15 protein-coding genes are annotated in these 15,059 nt (G+C 55.7%); 7 read left to right on the top strand and 8 right to left on the bottom strand.

Going from position 1 to position 15,059, the window contains the following annotated elements; genetic code table 11:
- Window positions 1-24: 24 nt before the first annotated feature.
- From ACR3EH_RS01600 to guaA, 3 genes are all read right to left on the bottom strand, one after another.
- The gene (locus ACR3EH_RS01600; protein ID WP_171182934.1) at window positions 25-1,188 is read right to left on the bottom strand and encodes an OmpP1/FadL family transporter; all 1,164 of its coding nucleotides are present in this window, start codon (window positions 1,186-1,188) and stop codon (window positions 25-27) included.
- Between the two features lie 127 nt (window positions 1,189-1,315).
- Window positions 1,316-2,221 (bottom strand): DMT family transporter, encoded by a 906-nt coding sequence (locus ACR3EH_RS01595; RefSeq protein ID WP_171182936.1) that lies wholly within the window; start codon window positions 2,219-2,221, stop codon window positions 1,316-1,318.
- A gap of 208 nt (window positions 2,222-2,429) precedes the next feature.
- The gene (gene guaA, locus ACR3EH_RS01590; protein ID WP_171182939.1) at window positions 2,430-3,989 is read right to left on the bottom strand and encodes a glutamine-hydrolyzing GMP synthase; all 1,560 of its coding nucleotides are present in this window, start codon (window positions 3,987-3,989) and stop codon (window positions 2,430-2,432) included.
- 159 nt (window positions 3,990-4,148) lie between these two features.
- On the opposite strand from guaA, the gene ACR3EH_RS01585 reads away from it, so the two are divergent.
- Window positions 4,149-4,844, top strand: a complete 696-nt coding sequence (locus ACR3EH_RS01585; RefSeq protein WP_171089683.1) for an MgtC/SapB family protein — start codon at window positions 4,149-4,151, stop codon at window positions 4,842-4,844.
- 137 nt (window positions 4,845-4,981) lie between these two features.
- Window positions 4,982-6,526 (top strand): trimethylamine methyltransferase family protein, encoded by a 1,545-nt coding sequence (locus ACR3EH_RS01580; RefSeq protein WP_171182941.1) that lies wholly within the window; start codon window positions 4,982-4,984, stop codon window positions 6,524-6,526.
- On the opposite strand, the gene ACR3EH_RS01575 is transcribed toward ACR3EH_RS01580, so the two are convergent.
- The gene (locus ACR3EH_RS01575; RefSeq protein ID WP_171182943.1) at window positions 6,527-6,826 is read right to left on the bottom strand and encodes a DUF6477 family protein; all 300 of its coding nucleotides are present in this window, start codon (window positions 6,824-6,826) and stop codon (window positions 6,527-6,529) included. It lies immediately after the preceding gene.
- Between the two features lie 240 nt (window positions 6,827-7,066).
- Here ACR3EH_RS01575 and ACR3EH_RS01570 point away from each other — a divergent pair, with 240 nt between their 5' ends.
- The gene (locus ACR3EH_RS01570) at window positions 7,067-8,149 is read left to right on the top strand and encodes a DUF6456 domain-containing protein (RefSeq protein ID WP_171675605.1); all 1,083 of its coding nucleotides are present in this window, start codon (window positions 7,067-7,069) and stop codon (window positions 8,147-8,149) included.
- A gap of 61 nt (window positions 8,150-8,210) precedes the next feature.
- Here ACR3EH_RS01570 and ACR3EH_RS01565 read toward each other — a convergent pair whose 3' ends face one another.
- A complete protein-coding gene (locus tag ACR3EH_RS01565) occupies window positions 8,211-8,759 on the bottom strand; it encodes a peroxiredoxin (RefSeq protein ID WP_171182945.1) in 549 nt (182 codons plus the stop codon).
- A 259-nt stretch (window positions 8,760-9,018) separates the two neighbouring features.
- Here ACR3EH_RS01565 and lipA point away from each other — a divergent pair, with 259 nt between their 5' ends.
- Together lipA and ACR3EH_RS01555 are read left to right on the top strand one after the other, a co-directional pair.
- The gene (gene lipA, locus ACR3EH_RS01560) at window positions 9,019-9,969 is read left to right on the top strand and encodes a lipoyl synthase (protein WP_171675529.1); all 951 of its coding nucleotides are present in this window, start codon (window positions 9,019-9,021) and stop codon (window positions 9,967-9,969) included.
- The gene (locus ACR3EH_RS01555) at window positions 9,966-11,123 is read left to right on the top strand and encodes an amidohydrolase (RefSeq protein WP_171182949.1); all 1,158 of its coding nucleotides are present in this window, start codon (window positions 9,966-9,968) and stop codon (window positions 11,121-11,123) included. Before lipA ends, ACR3EH_RS01555 begins: the two co-directional genes overlap by 4 nt.
- A 6-nt stretch (window positions 11,124-11,129) precedes the next feature.
- Here ACR3EH_RS01555 and ACR3EH_RS01550 read toward each other — a convergent pair whose 3' ends face one another.
- Complete coding sequence (locus ACR3EH_RS01550; RefSeq protein ID WP_171675531.1) at window positions 11,130-11,486, bottom strand: hypothetical protein; 357 nt, start codon at window positions 11,484-11,486, stop codon at window positions 11,130-11,132.
- A gap of 120 nt (window positions 11,487-11,606) precedes the next feature.
- A complete protein-coding gene (hpt, locus tag ACR3EH_RS01545) occupies window positions 11,607-12,149 on the bottom strand; it encodes a hypoxanthine phosphoribosyltransferase (RefSeq protein ID WP_171089696.1) in 543 nt (180 codons plus the stop codon).
- Window positions 12,150-12,221: 72 nt separating this feature from the next.
- On the opposite strand from hpt, the gene ACR3EH_RS01540 reads away from it, so the two are divergent.
- Window positions 12,222-12,668 (top strand): type II toxin-antitoxin system RatA family toxin, encoded by a 447-nt coding sequence (locus ACR3EH_RS01540; protein WP_171183625.1) that lies wholly within the window; start codon window positions 12,222-12,224, stop codon window positions 12,666-12,668.
- Window positions 12,669-12,705: 37 nt separating this feature from the next.
- A complete protein-coding gene (locus ACR3EH_RS01535; RefSeq protein WP_171182952.1) occupies window positions 12,706-13,998 on the top strand; it encodes an MmgE/PrpD family protein in 1,293 nt (430 codons plus the stop codon).
- On the opposite strand, the gene pyrC is transcribed toward ACR3EH_RS01535, so the two are convergent.
- Window positions 13,995-15,032, bottom strand: a complete 1,038-nt coding sequence (gene pyrC, locus ACR3EH_RS01530) for a dihydroorotase (protein ID WP_171182954.1) — start codon at window positions 15,030-15,032, stop codon at window positions 13,995-13,997. The genes ACR3EH_RS01535 and pyrC overlap by 4 nt on opposite strands.
- Window positions 15,033-15,059: the final 27 nt, after the last annotated feature.

The raw sequence follows: 15,059 nt of genomic DNA, 5'->3' as shown, positions 1-15,059 counted from the left end.
TGACATGTTCTAAGATGGTGGCGATCAGTTCAGAGCGTAGGTGATCTGGAAACCAACACTCCAGGCGCTGTTGCCCGTGAATGTTGCGCGCGCACCGGGGCCAGCGCCGTCTGCTGTTGCGTCGCCAATATCCGTATAGCGAATGCCGCCAGAAATCTGTGCATTTTCAAGCGAGTAGGTGCCACCTACGCCGATGCTCCAGAAACCGTCGGTCGGGCCGAGGTTTGAAACCGGGGTACCTTGAGACGACTCGTAGCCAAGAGTAACAGCGCCGGAGAACTCTTCCGAGAACTGGTAGCCCAATCCCAGTGAGTAGGTGAAGGTGGCATCGTCATAGTCAACAAGGTTGCTGGTCGGTGGATAGTTTGGCGGGTTGTAGACCAACTGTGGCCAGTCGACCCAACGAACCGATCCGAACAGCAAGGTTTTCGGGGCAACACCTGTCTGGAAGTCCAGATTGATGGATTGGGGCGTTTCAATTTCGCTGTTTGTGTTGAACGTCGCAACCGTTCCCGGTGGAATTGGGGGAATTGGCGGTGGGTTCAGAGATTCGGTCTGCGAGAGATCGTGGCTGATCTTCGAGTTGTAGGTCAGAGACACACGGGCCGCGATCTCAGGCTTTTCCCAGGCTACACCGATAACGTATCCAAATGCTGTGTCGGCGTTTGTGTCTACGTTATAACCCGCGGCAAGTGGTACGGTGACTGATGCTTCAACGCGCTGCGCGCGAATACCGCCGATTGCGCTAAAGCCTCCGTCGAATTTATAGCGCAGCAACGCAGTGATCGCGTCGGTGTCCGCTGTCGCCCTCAGAACGTCAGACCGACCGCCTGGAATTGGGTTTATCGACAGCGGATAGCTGGCTGCATACTGGATGTCAGCACCAAACGGCTGGTCATACATGATTGCAAAATCGAGTTTTTCGGTCAGGGCTGCCTTGTAGCCCAGGTGCGGCGTGAAGAAATCATTTGCCACTTCGCCAGAGTCCTGAGGCTGGCCGATATTTGGACCCGCCAACGCGGGCATAGTGCCGGTCACACTCGGGTCAGTGTAACCAAGACGGAACTGAACAACTGAACCTTCTTCGAAAATCAAATTGATCCCCTGACCGCTTCGGTCAAGGCCACCTGCATGGGCAGTTGCTGCCCCAACGCACAGCGCGCAGGTTGTAAGTAGCGTTTTTTTCATTCTGTCCTCCCTATGGGTCTCCTGCGGGTTATGTTGGCGACTGTTGTGAGTGAAATGATCGCCTGCCCGTTTTATTCCGCACGATACTTTCTTTTTGGTTACTTTAAGGTCAACTGGTGACGGAGCGTTACTTGGTGCGACTCATGTTTGGAGTTGTTGCCAAATTGCTACGATTTTCGGACCAGATGTTTAAGAAGATGCCAGAGAAAATGACCACAGCGCCGATCATGACCCAATGGTCTATGGGCTCGTGATACAGGATCATCCCGACCACTGCGATCGTGGGAAGACGGGCAAAGTCGAAGGGAACCACGACAGTGGCCGGGGCAATGGCCAGTGCATTGGTGATACAGAAATGCGCCAGCAATCCGGCCAAACCAACAAGAACCAGATAGGGAGCAGTGTTTGTGTTTGGCAGTGAAATCTGACCATCGAATCCGGCCGCTGCGGCACCCAGGACAGCCTGCATGGCCGTCAGCCAGAAGACGATGCATCCAATACTTGCAAACCGGGTGAGTTTCTTGGTGGTAATTGTTGTAAACGCGAAGAAAACAGCAGAAAGCGCCGCGGTAACAAGACCTGGGCTTAGCGGGGCAGACCCGGGGCGAGTGACAATCAGAACGCCTGCAAACCCAATAAGCGCTGCGACTATCTTAAGTGGGGTCAGACGTTCCTTCAGGAACAAAGGGGATAACAGTATGACCCAGAGTGGTTGCGTGAACTCAAGGGCAAAGACTTGTGCCAACGGCGCAACTGCTACGGCGTAGAACCAAAGGTTCTGTCCGGTGAAATGCAGTGTGTTTCGTATCGCGTGCAGCCCCAGGCGTTTCGTTGAAACCTGCGCCCAGTTTTGCGTGATTGTAAGGATAAGAGCCACAACAAGAAACCCGACGATGCTGCGATACATCATGATCTCGAACGTGTCGTGGGTGAAGCTTAACTCTCGTCCGGCAACGGCCATGGATGAAAACGAGGCGATGGCACCCGTCATCCATAGTGCAGCCTTAAAGACGTGACTTTGCCCGTGGCTCATTACTAACGCATCCAGAATTAGTCGCGAGGCCAAACATGCGATGGAGTGCAAAGCCAGGCATTAGAAAAGACAGTTAAATGTGTTTAGCCAATCAAACGCCGAAGAATGAAGGGATGCAAGAAGGTAACAGTGAATTACTGTGGAAACGGGTTGAACGCGCACAACATTCCGCGCGTTCAACTTCCTGTTTCAGTGCAGTGTTCGCCTATCATTCCCACTCAATCGTGCCCGGCGGTTTTGAGGTAATATCATAGGTACAGCGGTTGATGCCCTTAACCTCGTTGATGATCCGCGTCGCGGTTTCACCAAGGAACTCGTGGCTGAAGGGATAATAATCTGCGGTCATACCATCAACCGAAGTGACAGCCCGCAGCGCGCAGGCATAGTCGTAGGTACGGCCATCGCCCATGACGCCCACGGTGCGCACGGGCAAGATGGCGACAAACGCCTGCCAGATTTCATCATACAAGCCGTGCTTGCGAATCTGGTCGATATAGACGGCATCGGCTTCGCGCAGGATCTCCAGCTTTTCGCGGGTGATTTCACCGGGGCAGCGAATGGCCAGACCCGGTCCGGGGAAGGGGTGGCGGCCAATGAAACTCTGCGGAAGGCCGAGTTCTCGGCCCAGTGCGCGTACTTCGTCCTTGAACAGCTCACGAAGCGGTTCGACCAGCTTCAGCCCCATCTTCTCGGGCAGGCCACCCACATTGTGGTGCGACTTGATCGTCACTGACGGACCGCCCGAGAAGGACACCGACTCGATCACGTCAGGATAAAGCGTGCCCTGAGCCAGGAACTCGGCCCCTTCGATGGTGTCGGCATGTTTCTGGAACACGTCGATGAACAGCTTGCCGATGATCTTGCGCTTGGTTTCCGGATCGCTTTGACCTTCGAGCTCGCCCAAGAACAGCTCGGATTCGTCCGCATGGATCAACTGAATGTTGTAGTTGTCGCGGAACATGCCCACGACCTCTTCGGCTTCGTTCTTTCGCAGTAGACCGTGATCGACAAAGACACAGGTCAGCTGGTCTCCGATTGCCTCGTGAATCAGAATCGCAGCAACCGAGCTGTCGACACCACCGGACAAACCACAGATTACCTTTTTGTCGCCGACCTGCTCGCGAATCTTGCGGATCATCTCTTCGCGATAGGCGCCCATGGTCCAGTCGCCCTTGAAGCCCGCCAGTTTGACGAAGTTTTCGTATAGCTTCGCGCCCTTGGGAGTGTGATGCACTTCGGGGTGGAACTGCACTGCATAGAAGTGGCGCGCAGGGTCCGCCGTGATCGCGTAAGGCGCGTTGGGCGAGGTGCCAAAGACCTCAAAGCCGGGTGCGATCTCACTGACGTGGTCGCCGTGGCTCATCCAGACCTGCTCATCCCCATCAGCGAACCAGCCGTCAAGAATATCCAACTTGTTTTCAGGGGTGACAAAGGCCCGACCGAACTCGGCAGTGCCGTGACCACTTTCCACCTTGCCGCCCAGTTGATGCATCATCACTTGTTGGCCATAGCAGATGCCAAGAATTGGAACGCCATAATCGAATATCTCTTGCGGAGCACGGGGCGAACCCTCGCGCGTCACGCTGTCAGGGCCACCCGAGAAGATCACGGCACGGGGGGACATTTCCCGCACAAAATCCATCGTGACATTCTGGTAAGGGTGGATTTCACAATAAACATTCAGCTCACGCAGGCGGCGGGCAATAAGCTGCGTTACCTGGCTACCGAAGTCGATGATCAGAAGGCGGTCGTGGGATGTCTGGGTCATGTCTGCGCCTTAGGGCAAGCCCGGTGATTTCGCAAGGGCGACGTCCAATTCCTTTGGATTTTCGGGCCTCCACAAAAACCCAATTGTAAAAGTTTTGTAACAAAAATATGACAACCTGAAAGGATCCAAGTCTGGATTCGTCTGGATAAGGATCATGAATTGCCGATTTCGATAGAAATTGCCGCGCTGAATCTGGCGCTTGCGTTGTTTTGCGGGGCACTAATAGGGTCCGAACGGCAAGTCCGGCAGAGAATGGCCGGTTTGCGGACAAATGCGCTTGTGGCCCTGAGCGCCGCGGCCTTTGTTGTGTTTTCTGCTCTTTTTCCGGACGAAGTCAGCCCAACCCGTGTGGCCGCACAGGTCGTGTCGGGCATTGGCTTTTTAGGGGCCGGAATCATTTTCCGCCACGGATTCACGATCCACGGGCTGAACACGGCGGCAACCTTGTGGTGTTCGGCCGCTGTTGGAATGATGGCGGGGACGGGGGCTTGGTTATTCGCCTTGATGATGACTGGCTTCGTCATTTTTGTGAACCTTGGCCTTAGGCCCCTTGTCAAATGGCTCAAACGGACAACGCGCGCCGGCGTTCCGCTGACGCAGGAATTCAAGATTCTTTTGCAATGCAAGGAAGAGACGCAGGCCGATGCGCGCGTCGCGGTTCTCAAGGCGCTGGCCCAAAATGACATTCGCATCGTTGGGTTCGAGAAAGGGGACAGTGCTGACGGTTCGCAGACCATAGCGGTTCTTGTTTCGATGGAGGATCACCCCGAAGAGCTGCAGCACAAGGTGGTCGCGCCGTTGATGCTGGAGCCGAGTATCGAAAGCATTGAGTGGGATAGTGTTTCAGAGGCCTGATTAACTTTGAGGAGGTGTTTGCTGCTCGGCAGGGTGCCAATGTCGCTTTTTCCCCCAGAGCGCCGCAATCCCGATGCCTGAGTTCTGGTAAACCTGTATCAAAAGCTCCAATCTAACCAACCAGACGGGATTTTCTCATGGCAGAGGCAAACACCCGACGCAGGGCAAGAGGTGGCGGTGGCGCCGCCCGCCGTGCCGAGCGTACCGCAGTCCGTATCGAGACCGCGAAATACATTGAACGGAACATTCCGAATTTTGAGATCCTCAATGAAGAGGCGCTTGAAATCATCGAGAACAACGCGGAAACCGTGTTGGAAGAAATCGGCGTCAACTTCGTCGACAACCCCGCCGCGCTTGAACGCTGGCGCGATGCTGGTGCAGATATCGACGGCGAGCGTGTTCGCATCCCACGCGGTCTTGCGCGCGAGCTGATCAAAACCGCCCCCAGCGAGTTCACGCAGCACGCCCGCAACCCCGAGAAATCGGTGGTCATCGGTGGCCGCAACATGGTTCTGGCACCTGTTTACGGCCCTCCTTTTGTGCGTGATGCGCAAGGCGGCCGTCGCTATGCGACCATGGACGACTTCAACAAGTTCGTGAAACTGGCCTATATGTCCAAGTGGTTGCACCATTCGGGCGGCACGGTGTGCGAACCAACCGACATTCCGGTGAACAAACGCCACCTGGACATGCTGAAGGCGCATATGACCTTGTCAGACAAGCCTTTCATGGGCTCGGTGACAGATCCCAGCCGGGCGCAGGACTCGGTCGAGATGTGCGAGATCCTGTTCGGCAAGGAGTTCGTACAGGAAAATACAGTGATGACCTCACTGACCAACATCAACTCGCCGATGACGTTTGACGATGTGATGATGGGCGCGCTGGAGGTTTATGCGCGCAACAACCAGGCTTGCATCATCTCGCCCTTTATCGTGGGCGGCGCGATGGCTCCGGTTTCGGTTGCAGGCACCCTGACGCAGGTTTTGGCCGAAGTTTTGGCTGGTGTGGCCTATAGCCAGATCATCCGCCCCGGCGCGCCAGCGATCTTTGGTGCATTCGTGACCTCGATCGACATGAATTCGGGCGCACCCACCTTTGGTACGCCTGAAGCAGCACACATCACCTATGGTGCGGGTCAGTTGGCACGGCGCCTGAACTTGCCTTATCGTTCAGCTGGTTCCTTCTGTGGTTCAAAATTGCCAGACGCGCAGGCGGCTTACGAGACAGCAAACTCGCTGAACATGGGCCTGTTGTCCGGTGTGAACTTCATGCTGCATTCCTGTGGCTGGCTTGAGGGTGGCCTTGTTGCCGATTTCGAAAAGTTCGTCATGGATGCAGACCAGTTGGGTATTCTGCATTCATTGGCCAAGGGTGTCGCGTACGATGACAACGCGCAGGCCATGGACGCAATTCGCGAAGTGGGGCCGGGTGGCCACTATCTTGGCTGTGCGCACACGCAGGCAAACTTCAAGGAATCCTTCTGGAAGTCTGATCTGCTAGACTACAAGCCCTACGAGACCTGGCAGGAAGAGGGTGCACGTGACACGCGCGCATTGGCGTCCGCGCGGGTCGAGCATTTACTGGCAAACTACCAGCAACCGCATATGGATCCGGATACCGCCGCAGCGCTGGAAGCCTATATCGCCGAGAAAAAGGCTTCCATGCCGGATGCGTTCACCTGATCACTGAAAAGCTGAGGCGCGGTTGGCTTGATACAACTGCGCCTCACCCAACAGCGCGATAAGCAGATCCAGATGCCGCACCAGGGAATAGGCCGCATCTTCTTCTTTGCGCTGTTCGTTTACTTCTTTCTCCATCTCCATCAATCGCAGTAGGGCCTGTCCGGATCCGGGTAGCGACCCGTATCCCAGAATGCGCTGCAAGTGCCTGTCCCGATTGTAATCTCTGGCCCCGAACTTGGCCGTCCGCGCCAGCATACGAGGGCGGCGAAGGGTTGCGATCATCGTCATCAGGTCCTGCATATTTTGTCCCTTTACCTTAAGATTTCCGGGATCCCTTGGTGCACAACCTAAGCGGGTGTTGCCTTTGCATCAGTCTCGCCGAACGATGGTTTCACGACTGTTTATCTTTTTGAATCAAATCTGGTTTGTGCCTCGTACGGTTAACGAACGAGTAACGAATGGACCTCTAGTTAGAATTGGTTAACCCGCATTCCGAGGGCGAAAAGTAGCAGTTTGTTTTGTCGATGAGGGCAAATAATGATGGAAAACAACATGGCTTTCACCATTCCGGCATGGGTTCCAGAGGGGGCGCAAAGATACCTTGCCCATACCGAAACCTGCCGCTCGATCCGCGAAATAGCGCGGTCAGCTGGATGCCATGCGTCAACCATCCTAAGGCAAATTCGACGTATCGAAATGCGTCGCGATGATCCTCTGGTTGATGCGGCACTGCAATCGCTTGCTGAAACGCACTTTTCTGTTTCCGGCACGGGTAACAGATCATTTGCCTCTCAGGATGAGGCTGCTGAAGAGCAAGAGTTTGAGCGCGAAGCTTTGCGTATTCTGCGTCGCCTGAGCGAAACCGGATCCGTGCTTGCGGTGGCCGAGGAGATGGACAAGGCCGTTGTTGTCCGCGACACAGGTGACAGCGCTGCAACCAGAACTGCAGTGGTCGATTGCAAGATTGCACAGGCCTTGGCGCTCAAAGGCTGGATTTCCTGCGACAATCCCGGGCGTATCTCGCGGTGTCGGATCTCGTCAGCGGGACGAACGGCATTGAGCCGTTTGATCGCTCAGGCCAAAAACCAAGCCCGGGCCGGGACAGAGCCTGGCTTTGCCGAAGCGCCAAGTGGGTTTCACGCAAAGCCGCCAGGTGGGCTTGCTCAAAGCATTAGTCGTATTCGATATAGCGCCACGGAAAGTCCATTGACCGCTTTGGCACGTTGCCGCGATCGGGACGGAAAACCATTTCTGGATGAAACACTCGTGAAGGCCGGAGAGCGTTTGCGCGAAGCCTTCGAACTGGCGCAAATTGGTCCGCAGGTTTCACAGAACTGGGATCATTTCCTGACCGCGGATGGTCGCGGCACCTACGACAGTGATGCGCATGGGGGCAGGGGGTTTTCTGATGCAAGGGATAGAGTTGCGCGCGCACTGTCAGATCTGGGTCCGGGTCTGAGTGATGTTGCGCTGCGCTGTTGCTGTTATCTCGAAGGGCTGGAACTGGCGGAAAAGCGCATGGGGTGGTCGGCCCGGTCCGGCAAGATTGTCCTACGCATTGCATTGCAGAGGCTCAAACAACATTACAAGGATCAGGCTGAACGTGACCGCATGATCGGTTGAGAGTCACCAGAGACAAAAAGGCCCGCGCAAAACGGGCCTTTTTCATGCCTTAAGCCAGTGATCAGGCCAATTCCGGTTCTGCCGCTGCCTGAAGATGTGTCATCAGATTTTCCGGCGAAGATACGCCATAGGGATCTTCGGGGCAGTTATCCATCAGGCCGGGCTCTTCGAACCAAGCTTCGACCACGCCATCATTGACGATGGCGGCGTAGCGCCACGAACGCATGCCGAAACCCAGATTGTCTTTGTCGACCAGCATACCCATCTTGCGCGTGAACTCTGCCGAACCGTCAGGGATGACTTTGACGTTTTTCAAGCTTTGATCCTGCGCCCACTTGTTCATCACAAAGCTGTCGTTGACGGACATGCAGTAAATCTCGTCGATCCCTTGGGCGGTAAAATCGGCAAAGCCTTTCTCGAAACCCGGCAGTTGGTAGGTCGAGCAGGTCGGCGTGAACGCACCGGGCAATGAGAACAGGATTACGCGCTTGCCAGCGAAGTAATCGGCGGTTGTCTTGTCTTCCCAACGGAACGGGTTTGGGCCTTCAACAGCCTCGTCCCGGACACGTGTGTGGAAGGTCACGTCGGGCAGTTTCGCTCCGGTTTTCATGCTCAAGCTCCTGTGAGTAAGATGTGATCTGAGCGGGACTTAAAACAGTTCCAAAATACCTTCAATCGAAGAAGTTCTGCGCTTGCGAAGTTTTTTCTTGCCTTTGAGCTTTGAAAACAAAAGGTAAAAATATAGTTTAGCCTTAAATCATTTTGCTTGCGGAAAATACGCGCATAGCGGCTATGCGTCGCTGGTGTAACAATGGCGACTTGTTTATGTTATAGGTACACAAAGTTGACCCAAAGTCAGGATATCAGCCGTGCGAGATCTCAAGATCCCAGAACAACGCCATCCGGAAAAAGCGCATCGCCCGGATAACGCGCAACCCAAAAAGCCGAACTGGATCAGGGTCAAGGCACCGGGTGGCAAGGGCTATGCGGACACCCGCAAGATCATGCGTGACAACAATCTGGTAACGGTTTGTGAAGAAGCGGGTTGCCCCAATGTTGGCGAATGCTGGAGCCAGGGTCACGCCACAATGATGATCATGGGTGAGATCTGTACCCGCGGCTGTACCTTTTGCAACATCGCCACCGGGCGCCCTGACGAGTTGGATGCGTTTGAACCGGGTCGCGTGGCACATGCGGTTGAAAAGCTGGGCCTGAACCACGTTGTTATTACATCGGTGGACCGCGACGACCTGAATGATGGTGGAGCAGAGCATTTCGCGCAGACCATTCGCGCAGTGCGCCACCGTTCCCCGAAGACCACGATCGAAATTCTGACACCTGACTTCCTGAAATGTGAGCCTGAGGTGTTGGAGGTTGTGGTTCAGGCGAAACCCGATGTGTTCAACCACAATCTGGAAACCGTGCCGGGTTTATACCTCGAGGTCCGTCCCGGCGCGCGGTATTTTCACTCGCTGCGTTTGCTGCAACGTGTGAAAGAGCTGGACCCGTCGATTTTCACCAAATCCGGCATCATGGTTGGATTGGGCGAAGACGAGCAGCAAGTGCGTCAGGTCATGGATGACATGCGCGCCGCGGATATCGACTTTTTGACCATTGGTCAGTACCTGCAACCGACTCCAAAGCACCATGGTGTGGATCGCTTCGTCACGCCGGAAGAATTCGCCTCTTACGAAAAGGCGGCCTATGGAAAAGGCTTCCTGATGGTGTCGGCAACACCATTGACCCGGTCGTCTTACCACGCAGGCGACGATTTCGCCCGTCTGAGGGCGGCGCGTCAAGAAAAGCTGCAGCAAGCGTGACCCCGGATCTTGTCGCACGGCTGACCCGCCTGCGCCGCGAATTGCACCAGAACCCGGAACTTTCGGGGCAGGAAGTGCAAACTGCGGCGCGCGTCGCTGATTTGTTGCGCGAAGCCGGAGCAGATCGCGTTCTGACGGGCATCGGGGGACATGGAGTTGCCGGTGTTTTTGAAAGCGGGCAACCGGGTCCAACTCTAGCCATTCGGTGCGAGTTGGATGGCCTTCCGATCCAGGAAGTGGCTGATCTGCCTTATGTCTCGCAAACAGATTGCAAAGGGCATCTCTGCGGCCATGACGGCCACATGACAATGGTTCTGGGTGTCGCTGACGCCTTGGGTCACAAACGTCCAAATTCCGGTCGCGTCGTTTTGATTTTCCAGCCTGCCGAAGAGACAGGGCAAGGCGCGGTCGCGTTCCGGGCAGATCCCCAATTTGCCGGGATTTCTCCGGATATCGTATTGTCCTTGCACAACTTGCCGGGGTTGGAGCTTGGAGCGGTCGAACTCTGCACCGGTCCGGCAAACTGTGCCTCGCGCGGTATGCAGGTTGTGCTGACGGGTAAGACCTCGCACGCGGCGGCGCCTCAAGATGGCGTGTCACCAGCGGGTGCCTTGGCCAAACTAATGCCAGCCTTGGCTGATTTAGGGGCGGGTGGCGACTTGAACGACGACTACGCCTTAACCACCGTCACGCACGCCAATCTGGGCGAGCGCACTGTGGGTGTTGCCCCCGGACGAGCTGAATTGTGGGTGACGCTGCGTACAGTCTCGGACCGACGGATGACGCGCCTGATCGACGAAGCCGAAGCGATGGTCCACAAGACGGCGCAGGACGAGGGACTTTCGGTGGAGATTTCTTACGATGAGGTCTTCGAAGCTTGCGTCAATCACCCGGAAACCGTCTCAATTCTGAAGCGATCCTGTGTTGATCAGGGAATTAAATGCCGGTTGGTCGATCAGCCGCAGCGATTTTCCGAGGATTTCGGGCAGTTTGGCAAGTGCGCAAATGCCGCCATGTTCTGGTTGGGATCGGGTCGGGATCATCCCCAACTGCACAATCCGGACTATGATTTTCCAGATGCGTTGATACCCGTAGGTGTTGGGATCTTCCTTAACGCTATTGATGCCACTCTTGGAAGGCGATCGTCAGTTTGAATTCATTCAGTTGGCGAGATCACTAACAATTCCAACAGCTTCTATGACTGTCTTTGTGTCGTCCGATATCGACAAAATCTCGTCGTCCACCCGAATATATCTTTGACCCGGGCCCAGTGGCTTGAGCTTCCAATTGTCGAGATCGTCAATGTAGTCAAATCGCAAGTCATCCGGCAACTTTTGGCCGCGCGTATATCTTTTGATTTGGCCGGGTGGAACCGCCTTGCCGTTTGACTTGATGGCTTTTTCCAACTTGTTTTTGTTGGCCCCTTGCCCTTTGCCTTTGTTGTCCTTTGCAGCGCCTGCACTGGCTAGGGCCTCGATCGCCATAACAACACCAACTGTCGCGACAATACGCTTCATCAACAGACCTCCATTGTTTTAAAGAACTTTAGAGGAAAATATGAGCTTATGTCTATTTATATTCAGATAGCAGAATGGTTGGTTGGCAACCTACCCAAAAAGCAGTGAGTGAAGGCCAACTTATTCGCCCGTAAACCGGACCTTGCCGATAAAGGGCAGGTTTCTGTTTCGCTGCGCGTAGTCGATGCCGTAACCGACCACAAATTCGTCCGGGATCTCAAACCCGATCCAGTCTGAGCGGAAATCCACTTCACGACGACTGGGCTTGTCGAGCAGGGCAATGGATTTTAGGCGCGCGGGTTTGCGGCTTTGAAGAAGTTTGGTGACATGATTCAGCGTGTGACCTGTATCCACAATATCTTCAACGACCAGCACATCACGCCCTTCAATTGCGCCGCGCAAGTCCTTGAGAATACGAACTTCCCGACTGCTTTCCATGGCGTCGCCGTATGATGACGCCTCAAGGAAATCCACTTCGATCGGCAAATCCAATTCGCGGACCAGATCGGCGATAAAAACAAAACTGCCGCGCAACAAGCCCACGACAACCAGCTTGTCGGTGTTGCCGAATTCTGCTGTGATTTCGCGACAGAGCTCTTCAATTCTGGCAGCGATGGCCTTGGCCGAGATCATCTCATCTATCACATATGCGCGGTCAGTCATCGTTGCCCCCTTGATCTTTGGCGCGCAACATACGACATGACGCGCCATTGTCACCTGCAAATACCGGACGTCATGCCTATCCATTCGGAAACTCGCCACCTGCCATACACGGCCCAGCAGATGTATGATCTGGTGGCGGACGTGGCCAAGTATCCGCAGTTTCTACCGTGGTGCGCTGCAGCTCGGATCCGCAAGACATATGCTGTGGGCGAGGCGCAGGTGATGGAAGCTGATCTGGTCATCTCGTTCAAAGTGTTCCGCGAACGTTTTGGCAGCCGGGTGACTCTATTTGCAGACCAGAAGAAGATCGATACCGAGTATCTGGATGGCCCCTTCAAATACATGAAGTCCGACTGGCAATTCGAGGATGCGCCGGATGGAGGCTGCAATATCTCGTTCCACGTGGATTTCGAGTTCAAGAACGCGATTCTGCAAGGGATCATTGGCGTCGTGTTCAACGAAGCCATGCAAAGGATCGTACGTGCGTTCGAGGCGCGGGCCCAAGAACTCTACGGCTAGGTCTTTACGCGGCAATTGCGCTCGCTAGACTGCGCCCATGACGGATTTCACTTCATCATTGGCCGCGTTTGCGGCGGGACCGATTTCAACAACATCTCAGGCGCGGATTGTGACGTCTCTGTCCGTGCTGGACTGGGTTGCGGTTGGTCGAGCGGGTGCGAACGAACCTGTCTCATCCATCATTCGCAAGATGGTTCTGGACGAGGGTGGTCAGGCACAGGCCCATCTATTTGGCGGAGGCGAAGCGCCATTGCGCGGAGCCGCGTTGGTGAATGGCACCGTGTCTCATGCGCTGGATTATGACGACACGCATTTTGCCCATATCGGGCATCCGTCTGTTGCCATCCTTCCGGCGGCGCTTGCTGTGGCCGAGTGGGATGATCGTATTCTGGTCGACTTGCTCGAAGCCGCTTTGATTGGGATGGAAACCTCAATTCGTGTTGGCCTGTGGTTGGGTCGGGGGCACTATCAGGTCGGGTTTCACCAGACAGCCACGTCCGGCGCATTTGGGGCCGCCGTCGCCGCAGGGCGATTGTTGGGCTTCGATATAAACCAGATGCGATCCGTTTTGGGTCTGACCGCCACCCGTGCAGCCGGACTGAAGGCGCAGTTCGGGACGATGGGCAAGCCATATAACGCGGGCCTTGCGGCGTCAGCCGGTGTCGAAACAGCCTTGCTGGTGCAGCACGGGTTTCAGGCCAATGCCGATGCGCTCGAAGGCCCGTTTGGCTTTGGTGCAACCCATCAGGGCGTGTCTGATTTAAGCGCGCTGGACGGTTTGGGCGATGAATGGTTGTTCGAAAGCGTCAGTCACAAGTTCCATGCCTGTTGTCACGGCTTGCACGCCGCGCTCGAAGCGGCGCGGGAACTGGACATCGCCGAGCCTGAAGTGGCCGAGATCAAGATCAAAACCCATCCGCGTTGGATGAGTGTGTGCAATCAGCTGACACCTGCAAGCGGGTTAGGGGCTAAATTCTCATACCGCACTGTCATCGCGATGCAGGCCCTGGGATATGATACCGCCTTGCCCGGCAGTTATACGGATAAGGTTTGCGCTGACCCACGCATTACGTCCTTGCGCGACCGCATCACTGTTGAAGCAGATGAAAGCTTGTCAGAGACACAGGCGCATTTGGCCTTGCTGCGCCGCGACGGTATTCGTCGTGAGGCAACGCATGATCTGCTGACCCCAATGTCACTGTCTGACCGCGAGGACCGTGTCCGCGCCAAAGCGGCCAAGTTGATCGGCACGGATAAGGCGGACGCGATCTGGTCAATGCTGCGCACCGGAGGTCGCGCCCGCGATCTGGCTGTCAAACTGACAGGTTAAACCACGCGCCAATGCAACGGAAAGCCGGGGTCGAAAACGGTGACGGGTCCGTCTCCGGTTTCGATCTTGTCGGGGTATTCGACCGGCTCGCCCTTGGTCAGCGTGATGGTGTCCTCGTTCACGGGCATTCGATAGAAAGCGGGACCATTCAGCGACACAAAGCCTTCCAGCTTGTCCAATGCACTTTCGCGGTCGAACATCTCGGCCACCAGGGACATAGTGTTGGTTGCCGTGAAGCATCCCGCGCAACCACAGGCCATTTCCTTGTTGTCATCCGTATGCGGAGCGCTGTCGGTGCCAAGGAAATACCGCGGATCGCCCGAGGTGGCGGCTTTCAACAACTCCAACCGATGCTCTTCACGTTTGGCGACGGGCAGGCAGTAATAATGCGGTTTGATCCCGCCAACCAGAATGTGGTTGCGGTTGATGATCAGGTGATGCGCCGTGATTGTTGCGCCCAGATTTGCCTCATTGGCTTTGACATACTGAACACCGTCTCGGGTGGTGATATGCTCCATCACCACGCGCAGACCCGGAGTGGCCTTTCGGATCGGGTCCAGTACACGGTCGATGAACACTGCCTCACGGTCAAAAATGTCGATCTCCGCGTCGGTGACTTCACCGTGCACACACAGGGGCAAGCCAATCTCGGCCATACGCTCCAGCACAGGACGCACGTTGTCAAAGTTCCTCACGCCCGAATGCGAGTTGGTCGTAGCCCCTGCGGGGTACAGCTTCACGGCCTTGACCAAACCGCTTGCATGGGCAGCCGCCAGATCGTCCGGGTCCGTATCCTCGGTCAGATAAAGTGTCATCAACGGCTCAAACGTCATATCGTCGGGCAGCGCGGCCATGATGCGGTCGCGATAAGCCGCAGCGTGCGCGCCGGTGACAACCGGAGGCACCAGATTGGGCATGATGATCGCACGGCCAAAATGGCGCGCGGTTTCGGGCAGAACGGCCTGCAGCATGGCGCCATCGCGCAGATGCAGATGCCAGTCGTCGGGGCGGCGGATCGTGAGGGTATCGGTCATGGCTTTCCGCTAGCATAGCTGTTGAAA

Source organism: Ruegeria sp. BG7 (genome assembly GCF_056535685.1).
This window is presented reverse-complemented; position numbering and strand designations above follow the sequence as displayed.

Excerpts from the sequence above, each read along its gene's own strand:
- ACR3EH_RS01600 (WP_171182934.1), bottom strand. The coding sequence starts at position 1,188 with ATGAAAAAAACGCTACTTACAACCTGCGCGCTGTGCGTTGGGGCAGCA.
- ACR3EH_RS01595 (WP_171182936.1), bottom strand. The coding sequence starts at position 2,221 with ATGAGCCACGGGCAAAGTCACGTCTTTAAGGCTGCACTATGGATGACG.
- guaA (WP_171182939.1), bottom strand. The coding sequence starts at position 3,989 with ATGACCCAGACATCCCACGACCGCCTTCTGATCATCGACTTCGGTAGC.
- ACR3EH_RS01580 (WP_171182941.1), top strand. The coding sequence starts at position 4,982 with ATGGCAGAGGCAAACACCCGACGCAGGGCAAGAGGTGGCGGTGGCGCC.
- ACR3EH_RS01575 (WP_171182943.1), bottom strand. The coding sequence starts at position 6,826 with ATGCAGGACCTGATGACGATGATCGCAACCCTTCGCCGCCCTCGTATG.
- ACR3EH_RS01570 (WP_171675605.1), top strand. The coding sequence starts at position 7,067 with ATGGAAAACAACATGGCTTTCACCATTCCGGCATGGGTTCCAGAGGGG.
- ACR3EH_RS01565 (WP_171182945.1), bottom strand. The coding sequence starts at position 8,759 with ATGAAAACCGGAGCGAAACTGCCCGACGTGACCTTCCACACACGTGTC.
- ACR3EH_RS01550 (WP_171675531.1), bottom strand. The coding sequence starts at position 11,486 with ATGAAGCGTATTGTCGCGACAGTTGGTGTTGTTATGGCGATCGAGGCC.
- hpt (WP_171089696.1), bottom strand. The coding sequence starts at position 12,149 with ATGACTGACCGCGCATATGTGATAGATGAGATGATCTCGGCCAAGGCC.
- ACR3EH_RS01540 (WP_171183625.1), top strand. The coding sequence starts at position 12,222 with ATGCCTATCCATTCGGAAACTCGCCACCTGCCATACACGGCCCAGCAG.
- ACR3EH_RS01535 (WP_171182952.1), top strand. The coding sequence starts at position 12,706 with ATGACGGATTTCACTTCATCATTGGCCGCGTTTGCGGCGGGACCGATT.
- pyrC (WP_171182954.1), bottom strand. The coding sequence starts at position 15,032 with ATGACCGATACCCTCACGATCCGCCGCCCCGACGACTGGCATCTGCAT.